This window comes from Nocardioides pymetrozini (genome assembly GCF_046058985.1).
GTDB lineage: Bacteria > Actinomycetota > Actinomycetes > Propionibacteriales > Nocardioidaceae > Nocardioides.
This window is the reverse complement of record NZ_CP175556.1, coordinates 2,481,443-2,505,813: the sequence shown is the minus strand read 5'-3', so window position 1 is coordinate 2,505,813 and position 24,371 is coordinate 2,481,443. Positions and strand designations below refer to the sequence as shown.

At 67.8% G+C, this 24,371-nt stretch carries 29 protein-coding genes; 8 read left to right on the top strand and 21 right to left on the bottom strand.

The annotated features are described in order from the left end of the window. The first annotated feature begins 201 nt into the window (after positions 1–201). On the top strand, positions 202–1,731 hold the full coding sequence (locus ACJ5H2_RS12240) for a SulP family inorganic anion transporter (protein ID WP_408899633.1): 1,530 nt from the start codon (positions 202–204) through the stop codon (positions 1,729–1,731). Between the two features lie 150 nt (positions 1,732–1,881). On the opposite strand, the gene ACJ5H2_RS12235 is transcribed toward ACJ5H2_RS12240, so the two are convergent. Both ACJ5H2_RS12235 and ACJ5H2_RS12230 read right to left on the bottom strand, forming a co-directional pair. Continuing rightward, on the bottom strand, positions 1,882–3,201 hold the full coding sequence (locus ACJ5H2_RS12235; protein WP_408899632.1) for an ATP-binding protein: 1,320 nt from the start codon (positions 3,199–3,201) through the stop codon (positions 1,882–1,884). 167 nt (positions 3,202–3,368) lie between these two features. After that, a complete protein-coding gene (locus ACJ5H2_RS12230; RefSeq protein WP_408895670.1) occupies positions 3,369–3,776 on the bottom strand; it encodes a hypothetical protein in 408 nt (135 codons plus the stop codon). 374 nt (positions 3,777–4,150) lie between these two features. Between ACJ5H2_RS12230 and ACJ5H2_RS12225 the strand changes: the two genes are divergently transcribed. The 5 genes from ACJ5H2_RS12225 (at position 4,151) to ACJ5H2_RS12205 (ending at position 6,136) form a co-directional block, all read left to right on the top strand. Next, positions 4,151–4,621, top strand: a complete 471-nt coding sequence (locus ACJ5H2_RS12225; RefSeq protein WP_408895669.1) for a DUF5994 family protein — start codon at positions 4,151–4,153, stop codon at positions 4,619–4,621. Continuing rightward, entirely contained in the window at positions 4,618–4,872 is a 255-nt protein-coding gene (locus ACJ5H2_RS12220) for a hypothetical protein (protein ID WP_408895668.1), read from the top strand. Before ACJ5H2_RS12225 ends, ACJ5H2_RS12220 begins: the two co-directional genes overlap by 4 nt. Before the next feature lie 36 nt (positions 4,873–4,908). Next, positions 4,909–5,229 (top strand): hypothetical protein, encoded by a 321-nt coding sequence (locus ACJ5H2_RS12215; RefSeq protein WP_408895667.1) that lies wholly within the window; start codon positions 4,909–4,911, stop codon positions 5,227–5,229. Beyond that, positions 5,226–5,456, top strand: coding sequence for a hypothetical protein (locus ACJ5H2_RS12210; protein ID WP_408895666.1), 231 nt, complete (start codon positions 5,226–5,228; stop codon positions 5,454–5,456). The genes ACJ5H2_RS12215 and ACJ5H2_RS12210 overlap by 4 nt, the downstream gene beginning before the upstream one ends. A gap of 164 nt (positions 5,457–5,620) precedes the next feature. Next, a complete protein-coding gene (locus ACJ5H2_RS12205) occupies positions 5,621–6,136 on the top strand; it encodes a DUF5994 family protein (protein ID WP_408895665.1) in 516 nt (171 codons plus the stop codon). A 66-nt stretch (positions 6,137–6,202) separates the two neighbouring features. Here the strand turns inward: ACJ5H2_RS12205 and ACJ5H2_RS12200 are convergent, their stop codons facing one another. Both ACJ5H2_RS12200 and ACJ5H2_RS12195 read right to left on the bottom strand, forming a co-directional pair. Beyond that, on the bottom strand, positions 6,203–6,925 hold the full coding sequence (locus ACJ5H2_RS12200; RefSeq protein ID WP_305026434.1) for a GAF and ANTAR domain-containing protein: 723 nt from the start codon (positions 6,923–6,925) through the stop codon (positions 6,203–6,205). Between the two features lie 45 nt (positions 6,926–6,970). Next, on the bottom strand, positions 6,971–7,690 hold the full coding sequence (locus ACJ5H2_RS12195) for a GAF domain-containing protein (protein WP_408895664.1): 720 nt from the start codon (positions 7,688–7,690) through the stop codon (positions 6,971–6,973). 90 nt (positions 7,691–7,780) lie between these two features. Here ACJ5H2_RS12195 and ACJ5H2_RS12190 point away from each other — a divergent pair, with 90 nt between their 5' ends. Further along, positions 7,781–8,821 (top strand): fatty acid desaturase family protein, encoded by a 1,041-nt coding sequence (locus ACJ5H2_RS12190; protein ID WP_408895663.1) that lies wholly within the window; start codon positions 7,781–7,783, stop codon positions 8,819–8,821. Between the two features lie 95 nt (positions 8,822–8,916). Here ACJ5H2_RS12190 and ACJ5H2_RS12185 read toward each other — a convergent pair whose 3' ends face one another. The 4 genes from ACJ5H2_RS12185 to ACJ5H2_RS12170 are packed head-to-tail and all read right to left on the bottom strand — an operon-like array spanning position 8,917 to position 12,308. Continuing rightward, on the bottom strand, positions 8,917–10,365 hold the full coding sequence (locus ACJ5H2_RS12185) for an SCO6880 family protein (protein WP_408895662.1): 1,449 nt from the start codon (positions 10,363–10,365) through the stop codon (positions 8,917–8,919). Between the two features lie 6 nt (positions 10,366–10,371). Continuing rightward, positions 10,372–11,664 (bottom strand): conjugal transfer protein TrbL, encoded by a 1,293-nt coding sequence (locus tag ACJ5H2_RS12180; RefSeq protein WP_408895661.1) that lies wholly within the window; start codon positions 11,662–11,664, stop codon positions 10,372–10,374. A 10-nt stretch (positions 11,665–11,674) separates the two neighbouring features. Beyond that, a complete protein-coding gene (locus ACJ5H2_RS12175; RefSeq protein ID WP_139624216.1) occupies positions 11,675–11,980 on the bottom strand; it encodes a DUF6112 family protein in 306 nt (101 codons plus the stop codon). 34 nt (positions 11,981–12,014) lie between these two features. Next, on the bottom strand, positions 12,015–12,308 hold the full coding sequence (locus ACJ5H2_RS12170) for a DUF6112 family protein (protein ID WP_408895660.1): 294 nt from the start codon (positions 12,306–12,308) through the stop codon (positions 12,015–12,017). Positions 12,309–12,417: 109 nt separating this feature from the next. Here ACJ5H2_RS12170 and ACJ5H2_RS12165 point away from each other — a divergent pair, with 109 nt between their 5' ends. Beyond that, complete coding sequence (locus ACJ5H2_RS12165) at positions 12,418–12,669, top strand: hypothetical protein (protein ID WP_408895659.1); 252 nt, start codon at positions 12,418–12,420, stop codon at positions 12,667–12,669. Between the two features lie 37 nt (positions 12,670–12,706). Here ACJ5H2_RS12165 and ACJ5H2_RS12160 read toward each other — a convergent pair whose 3' ends face one another. The 13 genes from ACJ5H2_RS12160 to ACJ5H2_RS12100 form a co-directional block, all read right to left on the bottom strand. After that, positions 12,707–13,825, bottom strand: coding sequence for a C40 family peptidase (locus tag ACJ5H2_RS12160; protein WP_408895658.1), 1,119 nt, complete (start codon positions 13,823–13,825; stop codon positions 12,707–12,709). A 7-nt stretch (positions 13,826–13,832) separates the two neighbouring features. Further along, a complete protein-coding gene (locus tag ACJ5H2_RS12155) occupies positions 13,833–14,498 on the bottom strand; it encodes a hypothetical protein (RefSeq protein WP_408895657.1) in 666 nt (221 codons plus the stop codon). A gap of 45 nt (positions 14,499–14,543) precedes the next feature. Beyond that, on the bottom strand, positions 14,544–15,518 hold the full coding sequence (locus ACJ5H2_RS12150; protein WP_408895656.1) for a ParB N-terminal domain-containing protein: 975 nt from the start codon (positions 15,516–15,518) through the stop codon (positions 14,544–14,546). Beyond that, a complete protein-coding gene (locus ACJ5H2_RS12145; protein ID WP_408895655.1) occupies positions 15,511–16,359 on the bottom strand; it encodes a serine/arginine repetitive matrix protein 2 in 849 nt (282 codons plus the stop codon). The genes ACJ5H2_RS12150 and ACJ5H2_RS12145 overlap by 8 nt, the downstream gene beginning before the upstream one ends. A gap of 334 nt (positions 16,360–16,693) precedes the next feature. Then, positions 16,694–17,515 carry a bifunctional DNA primase/polymerase gene (locus ACJ5H2_RS12140; protein WP_408895654.1) on the bottom strand — a complete coding sequence of 274 codons (822 nt, stop codon included), beginning with the start codon at positions 17,513–17,515 and terminating at the stop codon, positions 16,694–16,696. A 222-nt stretch (positions 17,516–17,737) separates the two neighbouring features. Then, positions 17,738–17,926, bottom strand: coding sequence for a hypothetical protein (locus ACJ5H2_RS12135; protein WP_408895653.1), 189 nt, complete (start codon positions 17,924–17,926; stop codon positions 17,738–17,740). 497 nt (positions 17,927–18,423) lie between these two features. Next, positions 18,424–18,930: a hypothetical protein gene (locus tag ACJ5H2_RS12130; protein WP_408895652.1), complete on the bottom strand. Its 507-nt coding sequence runs from the start codon at positions 18,928–18,930 to the stop codon at positions 18,424–18,426. Between the two features lie 82 nt (positions 18,931–19,012). Continuing rightward, positions 19,013–19,873, bottom strand: a complete 861-nt coding sequence (locus ACJ5H2_RS12125) for an abortive infection family protein (RefSeq protein WP_408895651.1) — start codon at positions 19,871–19,873, stop codon at positions 19,013–19,015. Between the two features lie 53 nt (positions 19,874–19,926). Continuing rightward, positions 19,927–22,935: a LysM peptidoglycan-binding domain-containing protein gene (locus tag ACJ5H2_RS12120; RefSeq protein WP_408895650.1), complete on the bottom strand. Its 3,009-nt coding sequence runs from the start codon at positions 22,933–22,935 to the stop codon at positions 19,927–19,929. Further along, a complete protein-coding gene (locus ACJ5H2_RS12115) occupies positions 22,932–23,351 on the bottom strand; it encodes a TadE/TadG family type IV pilus assembly protein (RefSeq protein WP_408895649.1) in 420 nt (139 codons plus the stop codon). Before ACJ5H2_RS12115 ends, ACJ5H2_RS12120 begins: the two co-directional genes overlap by 4 nt. Next, positions 23,348–23,770, bottom strand: coding sequence for a TadE/TadG family type IV pilus assembly protein (locus tag ACJ5H2_RS12110; protein ID WP_408895648.1), 423 nt, complete (start codon positions 23,768–23,770; stop codon positions 23,348–23,350). Before ACJ5H2_RS12110 ends, ACJ5H2_RS12115 begins: the two co-directional genes overlap by 4 nt. Then, positions 23,767–24,183, bottom strand: coding sequence for a TadE/TadG family type IV pilus assembly protein (locus ACJ5H2_RS12105; RefSeq protein WP_408895647.1), 417 nt, complete (start codon positions 24,181–24,183; stop codon positions 23,767–23,769). The genes ACJ5H2_RS12110 and ACJ5H2_RS12105 overlap by 4 nt, the downstream gene beginning before the upstream one ends. Beyond that, positions 24,152–24,346: a hypothetical protein gene (locus ACJ5H2_RS12100; RefSeq protein ID WP_408895646.1), complete on the bottom strand. Its 195-nt coding sequence runs from the start codon at positions 24,344–24,346 to the stop codon at positions 24,152–24,154. The genes ACJ5H2_RS12105 and ACJ5H2_RS12100 overlap by 32 nt, the downstream gene beginning before the upstream one ends. Positions 24,347–24,371: the final 25 nt, after the last annotated feature.

Here is a 24,371-nt window from a genome sequence, read left to right as displayed (position 1 = left end):
CGGGCTCCCTGGACTCGGTCGGATTTCAACTCTCACGTTACGTGAGGTTAGAGTGGCGTCAGACTTCCGCCGGCCACGCCGGCACGCGTACCCCGCGGTGCGCATCATTCAACCCCAGCGCCAAGTCGATCGTCCTGTCTCCCGCAGTGAGGCCGCACGTCGGCCTGCCACGAACGGAGAACTCCCTTGGCCAACACCGCCATGCCGCAACAAGCCCACATCGATGACGCAAGCGTCCGCGCCGTGCTGCAATCCCCCCGGCTGCTCCGACGCGAGGTCCTCGCCGGCCTCGTGGTCGCCCTGGCGCTGATCCCGGAGGCGATCTCGTTCTCGATCCTCGCCGGCGTCGACCCGCGAGTGGGCCTCTTCGCCTCATTCACGATGGCAGTCTCGATCGCTTTCCTCGGCGGCCGCCCCGCGATGATCTCCGCCGCCACCGGAGCGATCGCGCTGGTGATCGCTCCGGTCGCCGCGAAGCACGGCCTGGACTACCTGCTAGCCACTGTCATCCTCGGCGGCCTGATGCAGGTCGCCTTCGGCCTGGCCGGCACCGCTCAGCTGATGCGACTGCTGCCGCGTTCGGTGATGGTCGGGTTCGTCAACGCGCTAGCAATCCTGATCTTCCTCGCCCAATTGCCGCACCTGGGAGTGGACCTGCATGACGGCATCCACCTCGGTGGCGTTCCGTGGATCGTCTACCCGATGGTCGCTGCCGGGATCGCGATCATGGTGCTGCTGCCGAAGATCACCACAGCCGTACCCGCGCCGCTGGTCGCGATCGTCTTGCTCACCGTGCTGGTCCTAGCCGGCGGTATGTCGGTCCCGAACGTGTCCGACGAAGGTGAGCTACCCAGCAGCCTGCCGTCGCTGCTGATCCCCGATGTGCCGTTCACCTTCGAGACCCTGCAGATCATCGCGCCGTACGCCTTCGCCATGGCGATGGTCGGACTGCTCGAGTCGCTGATGACCGCCAAGCTCGTCGACGACGTCACCGACTCCCACTCCAACAAGCACCGCGAGTCGTGGGGCCAGGGCGCCTCCAACGTGATCACCGGTTTCTTCGGCGGCATGGGCGGTTGCGCGATGATCGGCCAGACCATGATCAACGTGAAGGCCTCCGGTGCCCGGAGCCGCGTCTCCACGTTCCTTGCCGGCGTCTTCCTGCTGGTTCTCGTGGTCGGTGTCGGCGACATCGTCGGAAAGATCCCGATGGCCGCCCTGGTCGCTGTGATGATCATCGTGGCGGTCGGCACCTTCGACTGGCACAGCCTCGCCCCCGCCACCCTCCGTCGACTGCCCAAGAGCGAGAACCTGGTCATGCTCACCACCGTCATCTTCGTCGTGGCCACGCACAACCTGGCCATCGGCGTCTCGGCCGGTGTCGTGCTCGCGTTCATGCTGTTCGCGCGCCGCGTCTACCACCTGGTCGGCGTCGAACGGGAACTGATCGAGGAGGCCGACGGCTCGGCCTACGTGCGCTACACCGTCACCGGCGAGCTGTTCTTCGCGTCCAGCAACGACCTCGTCTACCAGTTCGAGTACCTTGACGACCCCGAGCGCGTCGTCATCGACCTGACCGAAGCCCACCTCTGGGACGCCTCCACGATCGCTGCCCTCGACGGAATCGAGACCAAGTACGAGCGCAAGGGCAAGAAGGTCGAGATCGTCGGACTCAACGAGGCCAGCAGCCACATGCACGAGCGGCTCACTGGACAGCTCGCCACCCACTGAGCAAACCGCACCAGTCGCGATCTCGGGGAGACTGCTCGCGAGCGATTGCGCGACGTTCCACGCTTCATCGAACGTGAGCATTCGTAGCGGCCAGAATCCACCGACGCATGCTCAAGTTCAGCGCCGAACCGTCAATATTCACGGGAACTTCTAAAGAGCCCCTGTCATGCGTCCGGTGGTGTCGAAGAGTTCGAGCTCGGCGGGGTGCATCTGGTGCTGGACGACGAAGGAGCGGTTCTTGATCCGCCACAGTCCCTGGCCGGTGCCGAGCGTGGGGATCAGTGACTGCTCGGTGCCAGTGAGCCCCAGCGCCGCCGAAGTTGCGCCGAGCTGGTCGGCTTCCTGGCGGTAGACGATGCGAGTCTCGGCGTTCGCGAGGAGCGACGAGGCGAGCGCGCGCATGGCGGAGCCGGAGTCGCCGACGTTGTCGAGGTCGGTCAGCTTGTGGAAGATCAGCATGTTCGCGATGCCGTAGTGCCGCGCGAGGCGCCAGTGGGCGTCCATCCGGCGCAGTAGTGCGGGGTGGGACATGAGGCGCCAGGCCTCGTCGTAAATGACCCAGCGCTGGCCGCCGTTCGGGTCGAGCAGTGCCGATTCCATCCAGGCCGAGGCGCAGGTCATCAGGACGGAGATGAGGGTGGCGTTCTCGGTGACGCGGGATAGGTCGAGGGAGATCATCGGGAGGCTCGGGTCGAAGGCCACCGTGGAGGGGCCGTCGAAGAGCCCGGCGAGGTCGCCCGCGACGAGGCGCCGGAGTGCGTGACCGACCAGTCGTCCGTCCTCCGTGAGTCGTCCGTCGGGATCGTCGACCGGATCCGGGGCGAGGAGCCGGTCGACGACCGTCGGGAGGACGGGTATGTCGGCGCCGCGCACGGTGCGGTCGATGGCGAGGTCGACGGCCGTGTGCTCGAGCGGGCTGAGCCGGCGTTCGAGAACGGTCTCCGCCAGGGCGCCGACGAGGTCGCGGCGACGGGCTGCGACCTGGCTGGCCCACTGGGTGTCGTCGTACCCGGACGGACGGTGGCCCTCGTCGAGCGGGTTCAGGCGGTTGGCCATGCCATGTCCCAGCGCGATGGCGCGCCCGCCGACGGCCTTTGCCACCGCCGTGTGCTCGCCCTTGGGGTCGCCGGGGACGTAGACGCGGCGACCGAAGGGGATCGACCTTGTGTAGAGGCTCTTGGTGAGACAGGACTTGCCCGAGCCCACGATCCCGGCGAGCACGAGGTTCGGTGCGGTGATGAGCCCGCGTGCGTAGAGGATCCAGGGGTCGTAGACGAAAGAGCTTCCGGAGTAGAGGTCCTGGCCGACGAACACGCCCTCGCTGCCGAGGCCGCCCTCGGCGAGGAAGGGATACGCGCCCGCCAGGGTCGCCGAGGTGTCCTGGTGGCGTGGCACGCGGAATCGTCCGGGGGTCCGCAGTGTGGCGGGACCGTGTTCGCCGGCGCGGGGGAGCGTCACGGTCGCCCGCATCTCGGCCGACAGTTCGTCGGCCTTGCGCTTGGCTTCGGCGCGCCGGGCTTCGCGGTCGGCGGACAGCAGCTCTCGCGCCGCGGCCTTGCGGAGCTTGCGATCATGCCGCCGTTCTCGTCCCGGCGAGACGAGCACGGCGGAGTGGAGGCGCCCGTCCTGCCACCCGGTCACAGCGACATCCCTGGCTGGTGGGTGGAGCCCCGAACTGGCGCGAATGACGGGTTGTCACGGATGTCGTAGGCGATCGTCGCCTCGATCTCGTGCGCCCGGTCGACACATTCGGCGACCTGGTGGATCATCTCGGCGGCGCGATGAAGCTCCCAGGACTCCCGGTACGACGCGGCGCGTCCGGCACTGGCATCGCCGTTCATCCAGGCCTGCTTGCGAGTCGGCCCGTCGTGGAACTCGCCCAGCTGGTGCAGTGTCTGGCTCAGCGATGCGAGAGCGGACCTGATGGAACCCAGGACCGCGTAGATCGCGGTCGGGTCCCCGATCGTGCGCGTCGCGTGAGCAAGGCCGCGGACTGCTTCCCGGAGTTCGTCGGCGTCGGCGGCCGGGTCGTTGAAGGTAGGCATCGGTGGCTCCTCGGTCGATGGCTTCTCATCGAAGAGGTGCGCGGGGGAGTCCGCCGTGTCGCCGTGGTGTCGGTCGGTGGCCGATCTACCCGTCTGCGCATGGCGGATGTGACAGAGCCATACCCGAACTCCCACAGCCCTATGGGCTGAGAGACCCGTGAAGTCGCGTTCGTTGTCGCCACTTGATCGGAGATCCCACCGTTGGCGGAACTCGCCTTGGTGACCCGGCGTAGGCTTGGGTTGACTGACCGGAGATGAGGCCTCCATACGGACACCGCTGTGCCGGTCGAGAGGCGGACGTCATGTCGACGTCGAACGGTCCTATTCTCGTTTCATGGGTTCCTACGCCGAGCCGTCTTCCGCTACGGCTTCGCATGGCCGAGCACCCGGGTAAAGACCATCTGGACGGGGGTTGGTGGCCCCAGACCCGTGAGCTGGCCGTGGAACTGGCGGATCTGGTCGACCACTTCCCGGCGCAGTCCGGACGGGTTGTCCGCGCATTGGTTTCGCCGCCCGACTGGGATTCCACGCCGCGCATCGTTCCGGTCACGGGTCGCTACGTGAAGGTCGGGGCATTCCCTCGCGACGATACCCACCTCGTCCTGCTCAAGACGTCGGACCGGCGCACGCTCTACGTCCTGGTTGTTCCGCCCGGGTTCACTCCTGCCCAGGGCGACGAAGCGCTCCGGGCGTCGGCCGAGACGGGGAATGACCACACGGCCACCGAAGTCCTCCACGAGGTGGCCGGCCACCCGGACCTCGACCCCGGCGGACACTGGAGCGACGACGGCGGTTCATGGTGGGGACCAGAGCCGGGTACGCCCTCGTCGCGAACGGGTGCGTGACCGTGGCCTACCTGATGCTCTATGGGAATGGTTGGACCCAACGCTGGGCGATCGCCCCCGGGACAGAGGATCACATCCGAACCCAGATAGCCCAGATCGGTACCCCCGCCACAGGGCAACTGACCGTTGTCGACCCCGGTTCTGATTCCGAAGTCGCCCTGTGGGTGGCCTGGGCGCTGGTCGCCGCCGCCGTCGTGCTCGACGGAGCGCCTCGATCGGTCGACGACGGCTCCTCGGGGCAATACGCCTGACGAGACTCCGCCACCGTGAACCCGAAGGGGGCAACAATGAAGTTCGTCATCGAGACGAATCTGGCAAGCAAGCCCGCCTGGTGGCTGCTCGATGACGACAATCGAGTCGTTGCCTGGGCCGGGCAGACCTACCCCAGCCTCGCCTATGCCGATCAGGCGGCCCATGACTTCCGGGTGAGCGCGGACGACCCGGACTACCGGGTCCGGTCCAAGACCGGTGCTCGTTGGCAGTGGACCGCCTGGCGACCGGAGGGGGTCCGAGTCGCGGTTTCGGGAGACTGGTTCACCAGCGAAGCGGCTGCCCGCGCCGCGGCCCGGCGGGTGCAGCAGCAGGCCTGCACCGCCATAGGCCCATGACCATGGGCGGCATTGTGCTTCGTGTACGGCTCGTCGGCGGTGACAGCATGGACGTCACCTATGAACACCCGGATGCGGCAAGCGGCGCCGAGGTGATCGACCACGTCCTCACCACGCTGTCGAACGACTCGGGCGTCCTGCGCTGCAGGCACGGCGATCGGCTACTGGTGCTGTACGCGCGAGGCGTTTCTGCCGTGGAGGTAGCGCCACGGGGCGCCGTCCTGTGAACCACTCATCCTCCGGCGAGCTGACGACGCTGCTCTCGCGTAACCCCATTCGGACAGGTTCCAAGGGAACCGGGAGCACATTAGGACAGCAGGGTAGACTGGAGTTAATCACCTGCCAGGCCGGACTCGCCGAGTCCGCGAGGGCAGATCGGAAGGTGGACGTCATGACGACGTCACCGACAGTTTCCCTCTCATCGCAGGCGCCGACCGAGCGCGTTGCGCTGCGGCTCCGCCTCGACGCCAGCTTCCAGTCCGGTCCGCTTGACGGGGCCTGGTGGCCCCAGTCCCGTGATCTTCAAGTCGAGGCCGCAGACCTCGTGGATCACTTCCCCGATTTGATCGGCCGGATCGCGCGTCTGCTGTTCTCCCGACCCGACTGGGACGCGGTCAGCGGCGCCCCGAGCCTTCGCCGGATCCAGGCTGCCCGCGGCGCGGTCAAGGTGGGCTCCTTCCCGAGCGACGACACTCACGTGATGATCGTGAAGATGATTTCAGGGCAACGGATACGGCTGTTGGTGGTCCCCAGCGACACCGAGACCGGCCTCGCATCGAGGGTCATGCAGCAGGCAGCTGACGATCGCAACACCGAGTCGCCCAGCACGCTCCTCGGGTTGTCCGGACCGGACCAGAGCCACATCGCGGACACCGTCTGGGACGACCACGCGGGCAGCCACGCATAAGGGCCGCATTCGTCAGCGACTGGCGAGATCCCCTCTCTGCCGGCCCCTCCCGCCTAATGCGGGGAGTCAAGGGCGGCGGAGTTGGTCGACGGTCAGGACCCGATTGATCACGCTCTGGGCAACGGTCTTGACCGGCTGGTTGTTGCGGCGGCTGTAGTCACGCATCAACTGGAAGGCCCGGTCCACGTCGATGCCGGCGCTTGCCAACAGGACGCCCTTGGCCTGCTCGACCAGGATGCGACTGTTGAGTGCGGTCTGAAGCTGCTCGGCGATCAGCCCTGACTGGCGAACGGCACGCTCCTGCAGCAGGCCGATCGTGGCGATGTCGGCCAACGCCTGGCCGAGCGCGACATCCTCCTCGCTGAGGCGAGAAGCGCTCACGCAGAACAGGTTCATGGCTCCGACCACGGAGTCCCGCAGGCGCAGGGGGATCGCGTGCGCGGACGAGTAGCCCACCTCAGTCGCAGCGGCGGTGAACCGTGGCCACCGGGAGCGGGCTTCGGCAATCGCCACGTTGACGACCGCGCGACCGCTGTTGAAGCAGTCAAGGCACGGCCCTTCGTCGTTCTGGAGCTCGAAGAGTTCGAGAATCTGAGCCTGGTCGCTCGTCGAGGCGACCACGTGCAGGCTGCCACGCAGATCACTGAGGATCACACCCGCCGCGTCCGCATGGAGAAGCTCGACACTTCGTTCGGTGAGCGTGGACAAGAAGTCCAGTGCGTCGAACTCGTCGACGAGCGTGTCGGCGAGCTCGACGAACACCTCGGTCAACCGTTGTTCAGCGCTCATGAGAGTGGCCTCTTATTGGTCTGACGAATGTCGCGGGCGGGTATGTCAGTCATCTTCGTCTTCTTCCAGAGGAATGCGAAGACGCCCCGCCAGCACGTCACGCGCGACTTCCAGGAGGGAACGCTCGCCGGCGAACGCATGGGCCCGAAGTAGCAGCAGGGCGTCCGCGAGACCGACCGACGCCTGAACCGAGAGAAACCCCGTCGCCTGGTGGACCTCGGCGCGGTATTCCAACGGCTCGCCCAGGTCGGGATGGAGCACTGATCCCGGCTGCATCTCGGCCTGCAGACGCAGAAGCACCACCAGCGCGGCATCGGCGTAGGCGAGGGCGCTCGCCATCTCCTCGCGATCAAATTGAGCAGCGGTCGAGCGATACAGGCAGAGCGTGCCCAGACGCACGCCGCCCACCTGGAGTGGAAACGCGAACACCGCCCGCACTCCAGCGCCCACCGCCTCGGGTCCGAACCCCGGCCATGCCGACATCTCGCCGGCCGTCACCAGGTCGGAATGGAAGACGGGGCGCGCGAAGTGAGACGCGTTGACGCTCGGCCCCTCGCCCAACTCGAACTGGAGGTCCTCCAACTGGGCGGCGACCCCGCCCGAGGCTCCGACCACCCCCTGATGACCGGCATCGTTCATGAGCGCCATCACGCAACCGCTCAGGCCGAGTGCCGTGGTGCAGTCGACGCACAGCAACTCCGGGAGCGACCGCCCCGACCCGGCCGCGGCGTCGATCGCCGCGAGGATCTGGGCCGTGGTCTTCACGCTTCCACCTACCTCAGGGTCGGGGGAGTAGCCTCGAATCGAGGCCACCTCGGACCCCGGCGGCGCCATCTGCGAACAGTCGGGATCCTCATGTCCACCACCACTGGGTCAGCGCTTCCGCCCCTCCAGAGCGACTACAGCGAGCTGGTTCGCGATATCCGGAGTCGAGGACTCCTCCAGCCTAGACCTGCGTTCTACGCCGTCCTGGGAACCCTCAACCTCGCCGGACTGGCTCTGGTCGTGGCGGGTCTCTTCCTTCTGCGCGACTCGTGGTGGGCGCTCCTGCTGGCCCCGGGGTTCGCGATCGTGTCCACCCAGATCGCGTTCTTCTCCCACGACGCCGCCCATCGCCAGATCGCTCATCGTGGCCGGACCATCGCCCTGCTCTGCCTGGTACACGGCAACCTGCTGAACGGGCTCAGCTACGGCTGGTGGATCGCCAAGCACAACGCCCACCACGCCCACCCGAACGACCTGGAGGCCGACCCCGATGTCGCTGTCGGTGCGTTCGTGTTCGACTCTGACCAGGCCAGCGCGCGCAGAGGAGCGGCCGCCTGGCTGACGCGGCATCAGGCCGGTCTGTTCTTCCCGATGCTGACGCTTGAGGCGTTCAATCTTCGGGTCTGGAGCATGCGTTCGGTTCTCAGGCCCGGACTCCGCTACCGGAAAGTCGAGAGCCTCTTGCTGCTCGGTCACCTCACCCTGTACCTCACGTTGCTCTTGAGCACCCTCACTTGGATCCAGGCGCTGGTGTTCCTCGTGATCCACCAGGCCTTGTTCGGTGTCTACCTCGGCTGCTCGTTCGCCCCGTCGCACAAGGGGATGCCAGCGCTGACGCCGCAGCAAGCCGCGGACCCGCTGCTCCGTCAGGTACTGTCCGCCCGCAACATCCGAGGAGGACGATTCGTCGACTTGGCCCTTGGCGGCCTCAACCTTCAGATCGAGCACCACCTCTTCCCGAGCATGCCCCGTCCCAACCTCAGACGAGCCCAACCCATCATCGAGCGCCACTGCCGGGCCCGCGGGATCTCGTACTCGGAAACGACGCTGCATGAGTCGTACGGGCTGGCACTCCGACACCTGCACCAGGTGGGCGCCCCGCTACGCGGTGGGGTGTCGAGTTCAAGGTGACGCGGACGTCTCCCGCTCCCGCGCTCGGGGTCGGCCTGCCGCAGGAAGCTGATCCATTCCGGAGCCGACCGTCCCGGATCAGGCCTTGCAGTGCCTCAGAGCCGACGGCACAGCGGCAGCGCGGCCACCGCAAAGCCCTGAGCCTGTTGTCCCCAGACCCGCCGGGTCTCGCAGGATGCTTGAATCGCCGCCTGCTCGATCGCCGCGACAGCGCGCTCGAGTTCGTCGGCGTCACTGGCGCTGACGGCGACGACCCCGGTCGCCCGCAGCACCCCGTGCCCGGCGGTCAGGTCGGCCTCTTGCTGGAGGACGTCCTGGTACTCGGCGGCCTGCTGGGCGTCCTCGATCTGACCGAGCTTCTGGCGCTGGGCGGCGTCGGAGATGTACTCGGTCTTCTTCTTGCGGATGTCGCGGGCAGCGCGGTCGGTGCGCATCGGCGTGTAGAGCAGCGTGAAGGTGCGCCGGATCCCCGAGGACAGCAGCAGCGGCGCGAGGAAGCCGGGGTACACGAGCGACCGCGGCCACTCACTGATCCAGAGCACGCAGTGGTGCGCGGAGTCGCTGCGCAACGAGCCCCACGATTCGGTGACTGCGACGGGTCCCGCGGTGGCGAGGTCCCGGCCGATGTCGCCCTGGCGCTCAAGTGCGCCCGCAACGGCGGGGTCGTACGCAGACCGCAGGATCAGCGCAAGGTCGCCGGCCGTGAGCCATTCGCCGGGGGAGAGGTCCGCCGACCGGAGAGCGGCCAGCATCGTCGCCATCTCCTGCCGGAGTACGGCGGTCGCCCCTCGCATGCCTCCGCCGGCAGCCCGGATCGCTCGCCCGGCCACCTTCATGTCGAGTGAGATCGAGACGGTCGAGGCATGGCGCTCGCCCGCAGGGCCTGCGCGGTCGACCAGCTCGCCGTACGTCGTCGACGCCCACGAGCCTGATTGGTTGCCGTGCTGCTCCCACCAGTCCGCCAGGCCCTTGCCGGAGTCGGGCAGCGTCCGCTCCATCACCTGGACGGAGGCGATTCGCCCGGACCGGCATGCCGTCGCGAGGACGCGGCCCCACGAGACGACGCGGCGCTCCTGCTCAGCTGGGTCGAGGAGCACGAACGCGGGGTGGGAGACACCGATGATCGCGGTCAGTGTCGCCGCGTGCGGGTCGTGAACCATGACGGCGTCGGTCTCGGGGTCGATCCACTGACGCAGCCGAGCCGCGTCGCCGGGCAGCGCCAGCGTTCCGGCCGGCCGGGGCTTCAGGACTCGACGGCGGTACAGCAGTTGCCCGCCCGCTGATCGCCAGAGCCATCGCGCGCCGATCGGCGCCCACTCGATGAGCTTGCGCCCGCCGACGCCGACGAATGCCAGCGTGACGAAGAACAGGATGATCGGGAAGGTCATGACCACGGCGCCGACGTACAGACCGATGATCAGCGTGCCCGACGCGAGGCTGGCCATCACGAGTTGGGGGCCGGAGAGCCCGAGCAGGACGCCGCGTCGGGTCAGTCGCGAGAACTTGATCGGGGTCAGCTCCGGTTCCCGGGTCGTCGTGGCCACGGCCGATCACTTCTTCCCGGCGCTGTCGACCAGCGTCGAGTCCGCGACTGAGGGTGGGACGGTCGAAGGAGCGGCGGACTCATGTGCCTGTGCCTGGCCGGTCGCCTGGGCGGCGACGAAGTTGCCGAGCCGAGGACCGGCTGCTGCCGCCTCTTTCGCGACCACGACTCCGGCGGCAACCGCACCGCCCGCCGCGGCAGCACCTCCGGAGGCGCCACCTGCTGCAGCGCCTCCGCCGCCGGCTCCACCAGACGGTCCGCCCGTGGATGGTCCCGTGGCCGCAGGCGAGGCCCCGGACGTCGTACCGCCGCCACTGTCTGCGCCGCCCCCGCCCAGGACCTTCGCCGGCTCGCTGCCGGTGCGGCGAGACATCGGGATCGGCATCGGCCGGTTGAGCGACGACTTGGCCTCCTGCTCGGCCGACATCGCGTGGTACATGTCGAAGCCCATGAAGGCGATGGCCTTGTAGGTCAGGTACGGCGCGAACCCGGCCATGAGCATAAGAACGACGCCCGCCATCGGCTGGCTGACGGACTCCAGGTCGCCATCGATCGGCGCCGAGACCTGGGCGGTGGCGAGCAGGAAGGTCACCACGAGGACGACCTTCGACAGGATCATCGCGATCACGAACGTCGCCCAACGACTCAGCCACGTCCTGGTGTGGTCCCAGCTGGCACCCGCGAGCGCAATCGGTGCGAAGACGATCGCGATCAGCAGCAGGGCCTTGCGGATCAGCAGGCTGATCCACACCACCATCGCTCCGATGATCGCGAGGCTGGCGAGGAAGATCGTGAGGATCGCTCCGGCGCCGGGGGCACTGAGGTTGATGGCGCCGAGTCCTGCGGCGAGTACGGCGACCTTGTCGCCCATCTCGTTCATGTTGGTGCCGGCGGCGTTGACGATGCCGATGCAGAGCTGGTCGGTGATCTCGAGCGCGGTTGCGAGCAGGGCGAGGGCAATGAAGGATCCGAGAATCGACTTGGCGAGCCCGAGTGCGGCTCTGGAGAGCGCCGCTGGTTCGCGGCGGATCATGCCGCCGATGACCTGGAGCATGAAGAAGCCGAGCATCACGAAGACGCCGACGCCGAACATGATGTTGTAGACCTTCGTGTACTCGCCGCTGGTCACGTCGACATACGTCGTGGTGTCGATGACCTTCCAGACGGAGGTGAACATCCACTCGGCGGCACCGCCCATGCCCTGAGCGAGCCAGTCGAACGGGGCGGTGATGACCGCGCCGGCCGCGTCGCCCGCGGCGTTGCAGACCTCGTGGATCACCGGTACGTCGCAGACACCCATGATCGATTCCTCAGACCTGCTGGCCGACGTTCCAGAAGAAGTTCACGAGAGTCACCGACGCGCCGCAGACGATGGCGGCTCCGAGGGCGACAAGTACGCCGAGCTTGCCGCGCCCGGCCAGGTGCGGGTTCGATGAGTTGGCTCCCAGCGCCCACACGATCGCCGAGATGATCAACGCGAGGACGGCGAGCACGAGCCCAACCGTCATCGAGGCGCCGACGATCTTCTTGAGCTGGCCGATCCCGGGCAGGCCGTTGGAGTTGGGATCGATCGAGATGTCGAGAGGGAGCAGGAGTGCTGCTGTGAGTAGGTCCATCGGAGGGACTCCTGACGTCGTACGGGCGGACGTCTTAGAGGTGCGGGCCGATGTCCAGCAGCCAGTTGGCCCACGTGAGCGCGGCCCCCGTCAGGGCCGCTCCGCCAATCGCGACGAAGCAGCCGAGCTTCGCCTTCTGAGCGGTGTGCCAACTTCCTGAACTGGAAGCGATCGCCCAGGTCGTTGCCGAGATGACGAGCATGAGTACGGCGATGATCAGGCCGTATGTCAGGAGGGCTCCGACGATGGACCTGAGGTCGCCGGAGCCACCGACGGCCCCAAAGTCTGGGCTGACGTCACTCGCCGCGAGACGGAGTGGAGATGCCATGCCCCAAGGTGCGAATCCAACTCCGCCCATCGCGGCATGAGTTGCCTCGCTACGGTTGTGGCGTGACTGGGCGTCCTGAAATCGTCTGCATCTGTGGGTCCGCGAGTTTATGGCCGAGATGCGCGTAGCGAACTGTGAGCTCACTTTTTCAGGAGCGATCGTCGTCGCCCCGAGTGAGGCGGACGTGTCGCCCACCCCGGAGCAGAAGGCCGTCCTGGACGCACTTCACCTATCCAAGATCGACCTGGCAGACCGGGTCCTGGTCGTCAACCCAGGCGGGTACATCGGAGAGTCGACGCGTAAGGAGATCGCCTACGCCCAGGCCGCCGGCAAGCCGATCACCTTCACCGATCCCGTCTGACAACACGTCGAGCACAGATCGGCCATGTTCGTGCGTCCTACCCGAGTCGGCGGACCGTCATGACCTCGCCCGAGAACTCGCCGATCGTCCCGTAGCGAACGACGTCACCGGTCCGCGGCGCATGGAGGATTCGGTCTCCGCCAACGTAGATCGCGACGTGGTGCGGGCCGCCGGCGCCGGGGTAGCTGAAGAAGATGAGGTCGCCGGGCTGCTTGTCGGACCAGGCGATGCCGTGGCCGGCGTGGATCTGGTCGCCCGAGTAGTGCGGCAGGCGGATGCGCCCGCCAGATGCCTGGTAGGCGGCGTAGAGGACGAGGCCGGAGCAGTCGAAGCCGCCGCCCGTCGGCCCCTCGAAGTTGCCGCCACCCCAGACGTAGGGCTTGCCGAGCTGGGATGCGGCGGTCTTGATGAAGTCCCCAGCGAACCCCGGCGGAAGGTTCAGCGGCACATCGCCCGCTGGCTGAGCACACGCGAGCTCGCTCGAGAGCGATACGCCGCTCAGCGTCGCCAGGATCTTCTCCGCGATCGGCTGGTTGACGGCGTACCGGTCGGGATAGGCCGAGACCTGCACGGCCTGGGCTGCTGCACCGGGGTCCATCGATGCCCATCCGTCGATGTCGAGAAGGCCCCGTGGCGAGCCGTGGTTCGGGCCGCTGGGTCCGCCGTAGAAGGCACGGGATGACCAGACGGGGTCCATCAGGTTCTCGACGCTGCCCCAGCCGGCGGCGGGGCGTTGCTGGAAGAGGCCCACGGAGTCGTGGTCGCTGCCGTCACCGTCGTTCGGGATGTTGCCGTAGTTCGGGTAGGCACCGATGTTCGACAGGACCCGCAGCGACGACTCGGTCAGCGCGGTCATGATCGCGATCATCTGGCCGCGGGCCGGGATCTTCTCGCTCTGGCCGGTGGCGATGATCGCCGCGGCCCGGGTGAGCTGCTGTTTGTTGAGAGTGACGGTCTCACCGTTGGTGTTCGTCGCGCTGAGGCTGTCCGGCACCGGGCCGCTGACGCCGAGGCTCTCGGTCGCCTGACCCTCCCACATGCAGCTGCCCGATCCGGCCACGGCGGGGCTGATCAGCGTCGCGACGCCCAGGGCGGCTGCTCCGGGGGCGAGCAGTACGGCGGCCGCCGCGCCAACCACGAGCAGCTTGATGCCCATGGCGTCGTCACTTGAGCGGGTTGTCGAGCTGCGATAGCCGCAGGACGTGACAGCGATCGAACGAGGGCTCGCAAGCTAGGAAGACGGTGAACGCGACGGGGTGCGACGACTCGGCGGCCTCGCCGTTCCACACGCCGCTTCGGTACCGCGTGCCGGTGATAGTGACGGCCGTCGTGCCTGGTCGGAGGTGGCCATGGGCTTGCTGGACCGCCGAGGTCCAGGACTCGGGGATGTACGCGTCGGCGATCTCAATCGTCTGCCGTACCTCCATGGCGCCGAGGTCGAGCCATTGGTCGACGGTCGGGAGGTAGGTGGCCACGTCGGCGATCAGGCCGGGCGTCTCCTCGCCGGAGGGATCGGCGTCGGCCAGGACGGCGGCGGTGTAGTCGGTCGGTAGGAAGCCGAGGCTGGTGTCCCAGTCGAACAGTGACGACGCGACGGCGCGTGAGTACGCGATCGGATCGCTCGTGTGGGGGAGCGCGCGATCCTTGAGTGTGACCACCGGGGTCGCCTCCTCTGGGATCGCTCCGAACTCTCCGGGCGGTGGATGGGCCGGGGTGGACTCGGAGGACTGGGGTCCACGCACGAGTCCGTAGACGCCGACGGCGAGGGTCGCGAGGGTGAGGACGCAGCCGAGGATGACGGCGATCTGGCGCCAGGTGAGGTTGCGCATCGAGGCTCCGAGGTCGAGGTGGCGGGCACTCGGGAGGTACGTCGATCAGGCCGACGCGGCCGCCGTACGTGCCTCACGGAGCTGGTCGCGCAGTTCGATCGTCTCGGCGACGACGCGCTCGAAGCGCGCCCAGTCGTCATCCTTGAGGGCTGCCGCGAGCTCCGCGACGTCGTACAGCCCGGTCCATCCTTCGAGCTCGGACCACATCAGTACGAACGAGCGCGGGCTGTGGTGCTTCGGCGCGCGCTTGGCCTTACTTCGCAGAGCGCGAAGACGCTTGGCGTTCTCCTCATCCTGGACCCGCTTCAGCGCTTCGGCGGCGAGTCGCTCGACCTCGTCCTGCTCGTCCTGGGATGGGGGAGCAGGCTTGCTGGCGAGCTCGACGGCAGCCTTCACCCGGTTGTACGCCGGAGCGACGGGCGCTCCGTCCTCGATCTCACTGAGCATGTTGGAGGCGAACTCGCGCACTGAATCGCTGAAGGTCTCGTCCTTGGAGATCGACTCGATCCAGCTGATCCGCTCCAGACGCTGCCAGCCGTTCTTGCCGGTCAGCTTCTGCGCCGCACGAGTTCGGGAGTTCCACGGCTCTGTTGATTCAACAAAGCCGGAGGCTTCGCCATCGCTCCCGGCCCCACCGAACTGCGTGGCGGCCATCCGGCGCTGCCCCTCCTCCTGCTCGAGCATCTTGATCTCGGCGTACAGCCGCGCGGTCTCCACCGGGGAGAGAGGCTTGCGCTGCTCGTTCTCGTCCTGCTGGGCGAGCAGGTGCGAGAGCTGATCGGAGATCCCGGAGCGGACCCACACGTTCAAGGTGCGCCGGCCGAGCCGGCGCAGCGCTTCGAGCCGGCGCCAACCGCAGATCAGGACGCCGTCCGGGGTGATGGTGACTGGCTGGAGCAGGCCGACCTCCTCGATCGACTTCATCAGCGCGTTCAGGTCTCCCGGGTCCTTGCGGTGGCGTACGCCGACGGTGATCGAATCGATCCGCCGCTCGAGCTCGATGTGGCCCTTGTCAGGCATCGATCCTCCTGGCGACCTTCGGGGCGGAGTCGCGGATCTCCACGACGAGCCCGTCGTCGGTGAGCAGGTCGACGAGTTTCCAGTCGCAGACCAGCATGGCGAGTACGCCGACGCCGGCCCGAGTCGCCGCGGCGGCCTTGTCCGGGTTACCGAGCACGATCCGCAGCACCGTGGCCCAGGAGTCGCGGTCCAGGTCGAGGGCCACGCGGCCGGCCAGGTCACGCCGAAGGTAGGCGTGGGCGACGTGGCGGTCGCCGGCCTCCATCAGCCGTGTGGCGATGTAGTCGAGCGTGCAGGTCGCGCTGCTGCTCGGCCAGCCGAGGGCGACGAACATGCTGATCACGAGGTTGAGCGCCTCGAACGCTGTCGTCGGCGCTGCCTCCCCGGGCTTCAAGCGCGGCGCCGACGGCGCCGGGTCCGCCGGCGACGGACCCCTGCTCTCAGCCAGGAGTTCCAGGAACCCCGTCTCGTCTTCGCCGAAGCGGCGCGCGTCGTGGTGACGCATAACCTCCCGCCTGCGCGCCTGGGCCGTCGAGCAGAGCAACCCGGCCGCGCGCTCCTCGGCGATCAGGCTGACTTGGACCGCACGGGTGATGACGGCCCACGGGTCGTCCGCGCACCTGACCGAGCGCGTGCGCATTGCCTCGAAGGCGGCGTAGGCCGAGTCTTCCGGCTCGCAATTGTGTGCGCGCGCGAGCGATCGGTACTTGCGGATCGTGAACTGCATCAGGCGCTCCGCCTCGGGGTCCTGCCGCCAGGCCCAGTAGCCGACGCTCTCCCGGTCGTGAAGCCGCTGTAGGAGCGCGCGGAGTCCTTCAGGGGTGGCGAACGAGGCGCTCACAGTCCCAGTCCTTCCTGGCTCACGGCGGGCGCTGATCGGTCTGGGCCGGGGTGGCGGAGCGTTCGGGTCGTCGTGGCCGGCGTACGGCGCGCTCGTCGTACGAGCTCGGCCTGGAGATCGATCCCGCGGCCGACCATCGGGCCGAGGTAGGAACCCAACTCGGTGGGGCGCACCCACGCGATCCGCTTCTGCGACTGATCGCGTGTCGGTTGTTCGGGCCCGAGTGACGGATCACGGTGCCGTGCGAGCTCGCTGGCGTTGGGCTCGGCGCCCTCAGCAGGGCTCGGCTGCTCCGGCGGGCGATAGCTGTGGCGGCGGTACTCGGCGTGCGTGTTCACAGGTGGATCCCTTCACTCGCTGGGGTAGGGCCCGGGCGGCTCCCCGGGCCGAGCCGGGTGACAATGCGGAACGCGGAGTCGACCGTGGTCTCGATCTCGCGGTCCAGGAGCCCGGCGTACTGTGCTGCTGGCCCGAGCCAGCCCATGACGTCCGCGTGGCTCAGCCCGTTCTCGACCATCCGGCACGACGCCCAGAAGAGGGCGCGGTTGCGACCACCTTCCGGGGTGAGCGCGACGGTTCGCGCCAGGGCGTCGGGGCGGCATCCCTTGGCGGTCATGCCGGGCGGCGGGGGAGTCCGCCCCGGTCGCGGTGGCTCCAGGAACCGGCGGAGCGCGACCGCATCGACGGGCCTCGGAGGGTGCGTGGCGACGGCGATGACATCGTACGACCGCTGGGCGCCGTCGATCGTGACTCGCGAAGGGGGAGCGATGACGTAGCCGCCGTCGCCGCGGAAGTCGATGTGTGCCGCGGGGACCTGCCAACTGCGCTGCTCGTTGCCGTGGACGTTCGGGTAGTAGGCGTGGAGCCCGCCGGAGGGAGTGCGAACCAGCCACGCCCAGTCGCTTCCGAACCCCTGACTGCGCGCTCGTTCGAAGGCGTCGAATCCGCTCGCGCCAGGGTGGACGTCAATATCGACGACGAGGACGCCGGTCGATGCACCCGTGGGCAGTCCGATGTTCGCGTCAGGGGTGCGCTGCCACCAGGCGTGAACTACGCGGGCGACGGAGGTCGCGTCGTGGAAGCCGTTAGGCGTGAGCGGCTGCTTGCCGCCGGGGACGCACGGGAAGACGGGGATGCCGAGGTTCGCGTAACGCATTGCCGCGGCCTCGAGCGTGGGCTCAGCGGCGACTCGCTGCATCGTCAAGACCGACCAAGTCGGGACCGGGTTGCTGGGGTCGTACATGCCTCTGACGATGCGCCGCCAGGTATCCACGATTTCGGGATACCTGCCCGAATTCGAGAGGGGGATACCTGCGTTTGCGCAGGTCAGGAGGTATCCCTAAGTCGTTGCATCAACCCGTTGACACGGTCCTCACGGTCACCCCATCGCCGTGTTGGAACTCCATTCGTGGCCCAATCCGTTGGCATCTTCGTAGTCCCAAAGTGCCCACTCAAACCCGGCGACGTACGCGCTGTCGGCTCCGGGGTGCTTTGCCAGCCAGTGTCGGCCGGCGTCGACCGAGCCGGTCGTCAGTGCGATTGTCCGGCCGGCGTTGTAGCCCGCCATGTACTGCTGTTCCCCAGTGGTCGCCACACCGTTTAGTCGAACATATGTACGAACATGGGTCAAGAGTGAGCCGTGTCCGCGAATCCGCCGAAGAACGATGCCTGGCCGCAGCCCAGGCGTTGGCGGCACTGCTGGGTTCGCTTCGATCGTCGGAACTACCCGCCGCCCGCCCCTGGGGTGATCCTCGACTGGCGCTGCGAGCGCGGCCAATGGTTCGCCTGGGTGATCTGGATCGACAACGGGAGTCTGCGGGAGGCGTTCGGCAGGCGTGGCTGCCGCGGTCCGTGTTGCGGCCCGCACGGAGCGACATCAACATCTGGAACGACGGGCCGTGGCGCTGAACCGGACACGTGGCCTGCGCCCCAGTCATTCGATCTCAACGACGTACGCGTCGTGATCCGACAGCTCCACCCCGTCGACGATCGCGCTCACACGCTCGACCGATGCGACAGCCCAGAAGGCGGGAACGGCGACGTGGTTGATGCTGTGGGCGTCGGCTACGCGGTGGGGCGAGGCGTCTGTCGGAGCGCTGAGGCCCAGCCGGTCGAGTGCCCCGAGGATCGACGTCCGAAGTCCCGGCTTCCCGCGTACAGGCGACCGGTCAGCTCGTGATTCCAGTCGCCACCCCAGACGATGGGCGCCGCCGTCTCGATGGCCGCGACGGCGGCAGCCGTTCGCGAGCCTTGGTCCTCGCCGGTCCACGGCGGAGCGCCACCGCTGTTTCGCCAGGGCAGGATCGATGAGGCAATCCGAAGGCCGTCAACCTCCGCGAGAGCCGTGACGCCGTGCGGATCAGGCAGTGGCCGAAGCCGCGCGTTCGCGGCGACGGCAGCCCAGCGACGCCCTGGCTGCATTTCGGCTTCGGTGAAGTGAATACTGAGCCCAGAGACGTTGACCGACTCGACAACCTCCGTCAGCAGGAGCAGGTCCGCTTGCAACGACCTGACCAGCCAGTGGTGCCGTGGCGTCCACTTGCCTTCGAGGTTCCACGTTGCGATCCGCACGTGCGAAGTCTCGCGTAGCAGGGCACATCGGAAGGCCGGATCAGTCCGTTCAGACGCCGAACAACTGTGGCTGGCGCGTCAACTACTCGGTCGCGATCGAGTCGTCGATCGAGCGCCAAGGTGCGGTTGGATCGGCGAGTGTCTCGAGCATGAGTTGGCACCAGACCTGAGCCGCCCCGACCACGAGCCGGGCATGCCGGGGTCGGACCCATGTCGGCACGCTCTCGGCTCCGTGATCGACGCCGACTTGATTGCGAATCTCAGTGACGCCCTGGGCGAGGGTCACCAGCGATTGAAGAACCTGGCGAAGTGATGAGTTTTCGTCGCTGACTGCCTTCGCCGCGAGCCCGAGCGACTCCTGGGCTGCCGTCACGAGCGCAGGTACCTTCGCGGCCTTCGAGTACGTCCTCCCGCGCTTGGTGAGAACCAACTTGGCCGTCGACTCGATGAGCGCCTTGGCGGTGCTCACGGCAAGCCGTGGATCGGTATCGACAGCATCACCGAGCCGGGCGAGGTGGTCGTGGATCACTCCAGCGTCCGTGAGCGCTGCGAGCGCTTCGTCGGTGAAGGCAACTGTCGGCCCGTTCGGGTCGGTGACGGCGAACGTGGTCTCGTCCACTTCGAAGCCTTCCGCACGGAGCGTGCGCACCCACCTGTCGAGGTACGCGGGCTCGAAGTCGGGGTCGCTCCGTCTCGTGGCGATGCGTTGCAACGTGTCGCTGTAGACGCCGGTCAACCTCGCCGTGTGCGACGGGTTCCCGAGGTCGAGCGATGCGAGGTAGCGGCGTGTGCGCTCTCGACGCTCGCTCGAGTCGTTGTCGAGCGGCTGTGGTGGGCCAAGGGGAATGCCGTTGTCCTCGAAGAGTGCGTCAATGTCGCGGAGGATCGTATTAGTCAGTTCCTCCGGCAAGAGCCGGAGCACCTTCTTGCTGAACGTGGCCACGTGAGCACGCTAGTTGGCGACTGCGACAGGGCCTCCCGTGCCACGAGTCGTTCCTAGCCAGTACGACGGCTCGCAGACGACTGCTTCTGCTTCATGATCCCGGACGTGCGGGGCGGAATCTCGATCGGCCCGTAGTCGTCGTCACTTCGGTTGGAGATGCCGCTCCGCAGCCGTGCTTCGGCTCCATCAAGGTCACCCAGGGCTCGGTCGACTGCAACGCGGTCCAGCGTGGCGACCTCGTCGTAGGGCGATGCTGCGAGTGTGACGCTGGACGCGAAGTCGGCCAGATCGAGATCGCCGACGGTCAGCGCGTGGGTGATCACGATGTGCCCGACGTCGACGATCGCGGCGGTCATGATGTGGTCGAGTCGGTCGCCCTCAAGAAGCCATCCCCAACCGTCTTTGCGGAGGTCGGTGAACGGCTCGCCGCTGACGAGGTGCAGCGCGGCGATGAGGTCTGCCATCCTCTCGGCGCCGCGGCTCTGACCTCGGGCACGGAGGCGCCTGAACAGGTCGAGATCGCAGAGAACCCCGTCGAGGGCGTAGGTCGCCGGGACGCCGTCCCGGTGGGTCTGCTGCGCGCGGGGGAGGAACGGCTTGCCGGCCCGGCTCTGCCCGAGCCACTTCCGGATGATGCTCAGGTCGGACCTCGCCTTCTGAGGACGGATGCAGAGATCTTCGGCGAGCTTCTCGGCGGTGACCCCGCTCGGGTGGAGCGCGAGGTAGGCAAGGAACTCGACGTAGTACGGCCGGCGGTGGGCCGTGGCTGTCGCGTCGCCAAGAGTCCTGACCGTGACCGGACCCAGCAAGGTCACCTTCGGGGCGACGGGAACCGGGGAATCCCATCGGGCGATGTCCTCGTCCAGGTCCGGATCGGAGGCATGAACGGCCGCTGCTGCTTCCGGAGAAGCGTTAGGGGCGAGAGTCTCGACGTCATCGACGGTCGTCGCTGCCCGGTCGGCGTACACGTGGGCGTCGAGCGGCAGGAGTGACGAGGCGCCGGCCGGTTGCTCCTCTGGGCGCGGCTCGGTCAGTTCGTCGACGAGCGCACCAGCGCAATCCGTCACGGTCCGTCCGTCGGTGGCACGGGGGACCGGCACCACCTCGGCTTCCGTGGTGAGATCGATCAGCGCGGCACACGCCTCGGCTTCGGTGACCGTCAGCCCCGCGGATGCGAGATCCAGGTCAAGGGAAGAAAGTCGCACGCGGCCGTCGGTACTCAGGTGGAGGTCGGCGTACGGCTGGGACGCTTCGCATCCGACGGTCACCATCGCGATGCCGGAGCGTCCGGGGAAGCCGACGACTGCTCCGGCCAGCCGCGTCAGATCCGGACTCACGTCGCCGCTCGCGATGATCACTGCGTGGAACTCGTCCGGCTCCCCGGTCGGGCTGGCGGTCGCGAGGTCGTCGACAAGCGCGTCAAGGAACGCGTCGTCTCCGGGCTCGTGGACGTGGAAGAAGTCGCGGTTGATCGCCGCCAGCTCCGCGCCAATTCCGAGTGCTTCGACGTGTACCGGCGAGGCCCAAGGGTTGACGACCAACTCCGCCGCGAGATGGCGAGCCAGGGCGGCGCTACGGTCGGCGTCCCCTGACAAGGCCAGCGCGCGAAGCTCCTCGAGGTTGAGCAGTACGAGCGCGCCATCGTCTGCCTGGCCGATGCTGACCAGCATCGGGTACGGCGGCAGGGCGTCGGGGGGCGGAGTCGGGACCGCCTCGACAGGAAGGTGCCACGCAGGGCCTTCTCCGGTCCATGGCTCAGGGAGTTCGGCCGGCTCCGCGAGCGTCAGCGCGATCCGGCTGGAGGAGAGCCGGACGGAGAGCAGGCGAGGTGCAGGAGCCAGGCCCCGGAGCGCCGCATCAAGCTCCTCGATCGGATGGGCGGTGACGGATCCCGACACCTGCACGGACTTCTCGACAGCGAGCAGCTCGTCAGGCGGTGGGGCGATGATCCTTCCGGGCCGGCGATAGCGGAGCTGGGTTCGCCGGTGCTGTCGCAGCACCAGCCAGAGCGACCCGGCCAGGAGTGCTCCACCGCCGGCGAGTCCCGGAAGCAGCCAGGTCGGGGTGGTCTCATCCTCGTCGGAGTCGGCGAAAGCATGCTCGGGTTCGGCGTTGGATGCTTCGGGGGCGGGCGGAGTAGCTCCGTCGGTAGGTGGAGTCGCGTCCTGCCGAGGCGGCTCCTGGACGTGCTTCGGCTCCTTAGGCTCGACCGGTTCCGACTGTCCCGGGAGCGTGAGCTTCCAGCCGGGGAGGATGAGATCCGGGTCGGAGAGGTGGGCGCCGTTCGGCTGAACTGTGTCGCGGGATGCTCGGAAGATCGACGGGTAGGCGTCGGCGTCGCCCAGTTGGTCCTCGGCGATCTCGGAGAGGGTGTCACCCGGCTGGACGACGTACGAGCCGTCCGAAGAGTCGTCAGCGATGGGGACCTTGAGCACGGTCCCGGGCAGGAGGAAGTCGGGACGCCCGTCGAGGACGGCCTGATTGAGGGCAACGAGCTCGACGTACCGCGTGCCGTCGCCGAGTCGCTCTTCGGCGATCTTCCAGAGGCTGTCGCCGCGCTTCACCGTGTAGTGCTCGGTCTCCGTCTGCACTGCCTGCACGTGGTCTTCCGCTCGGGGCGCTGCCGACACTTCTGCGACGGCTGCAACGTCGGGCTCGTCCGGCAACGGTGCCGCGACTGCAGCATGCGCGCGAGGCTGGGGCAACACGGCGCTGACGGTTGGGACTGCGACGAACAACAGGGCCGCGGCCGCGACCAGTCGGTCCGCAGCGAGCTGAGAAACCGCGAGACCGGGGAGTCGCGGTGTATGGATGCCGCGAGCCTGCGACACGATCGACGCGAGGAGCTGGCACGTGAAGACGGCCCACGCGATCCAGCAGACCGCGGTGATGACCTGCAGGGCGAGCGTGCCGTCGTCCTGAGCCGTCAGCCTCGACAACGTGAACGCGCTCGGGTCGGGGAGCGCGTCGATGGAGATGAGTACGACGGGCACCCCGACCACGAAGGCGACGAGCGTGAGGGTGGCCAGGAGGCCACGCAGCCTGGAGTCGGTCTTGTTCATTGCTCGCTACCTCCGAGGGTGCGGACGAGTCGGGCGGTCGCGGTGCCGGTGACGTCGAGGCGGTTGATGCCGATGAGACCGAGGAACTGGGGGTCGTAGGAGTCCGCGACGGTCACGGTGATGGTGGTGCCGTCGTTGATCGCGACTGTTCCGGTGACTCCGGCTGCGTCGAGATAGCGCTGGGCAGCGGCACGTGCCGCGGCGGGGGAGATCGCGAGGTCGTGCCCCTGGATGGCGGAGCTTCCCTCGACCTCCTCGCCACCTGCCCGTGCGGCCTGCGCCGCGACGTCGTGGGCTCGCTCGTGGGCGTGAACCTGGCCTCCGAGGTCGACCGCCAGACCGACGAGGAAGATCATCACGAAGCTGGACAGGGCCAGCCACACGGTGATGGAGCCGCGCTCGTTCCGGCGGCTCATCGTTCCCGCCAGGTGTCGATCGGGCTCGACATCGTCGCCCGCAAGACCCGAGACCCGGGGACGCCCGGAACAGCGAGATCGGACAGGTCGAGTCGGCAGGTAACAGTCACGTTCACCGAGCCGGGAACTCCCGGCTGCTTGTCGAAGTCGCTTGTGTCGACCGCGACGTCGATGTCCGAGCAGCCGATCTTCTGATTGGTGACGCTCGAGGTCGCCGCCTCGCGTGCATCGGCTCGGGCGGCGTCCGGGTTGCGCGCGAGTGACGCTGACCGGGCGGCATCAGCCGCAGCGGACTGGAGCGCCTGATGAGTGGTCGCCGTACGGCCCCCGAAGATGACCAGGCCGACGAAGAGCGCGAAGGCGGGTACGCCGATCGCCGCCTCGATCGCTGCTGAACCGCGTTCGTCCCGGCGGATCACGGCGCCGTCACCTGCTCGACCGGCACGCTCGCGCTCTGGGTGATGCGGACCTTCCACCCGGGAATGACGCTCAGGGAGAAGCCGCTGACCGTCACCGTGGCGGTGGTGGCGGTCCGGTTCGCACTCGTCGAGGTCGCGGTGATGACGTCATCGCCACCGGCCTCGGCGAGGAAGGCGTTGGCGGCGCCGACACCATCGGACTCCCTGCCCTGCTCGGCTCCAGCGGCTCTGGCGCCCTGCTGCGCAGCCGCGATGGCGACGGTCTTCGCGTGGTAGTAGAGCGCTGCCTGCATCCCGAGGAACATGACCGCGAAGAGTGCGGGCAGCAGGACGACGAGCTCGATCGAGACCGAGCCCCGTTCGCCGCGTCGCCGGCGGCGGCTACTTGATCTTGCCCGCTTCTGAGGTGACATAGTTCGTGACCGCGAGGACCACGATCCCGACGATGCCGATGACTGCGACGGCCCAGAGGACGTGCTCCATCGTCACCGACCCGCGTTCACTGCGGCGGGAATCTCGCAGGTCGTCGTACTTGCTGAGTGCTGCGATCTGCAGCAGGACCAGAACCTTCAACATGGGTTTCCTCCTGTGGATGTGTCCT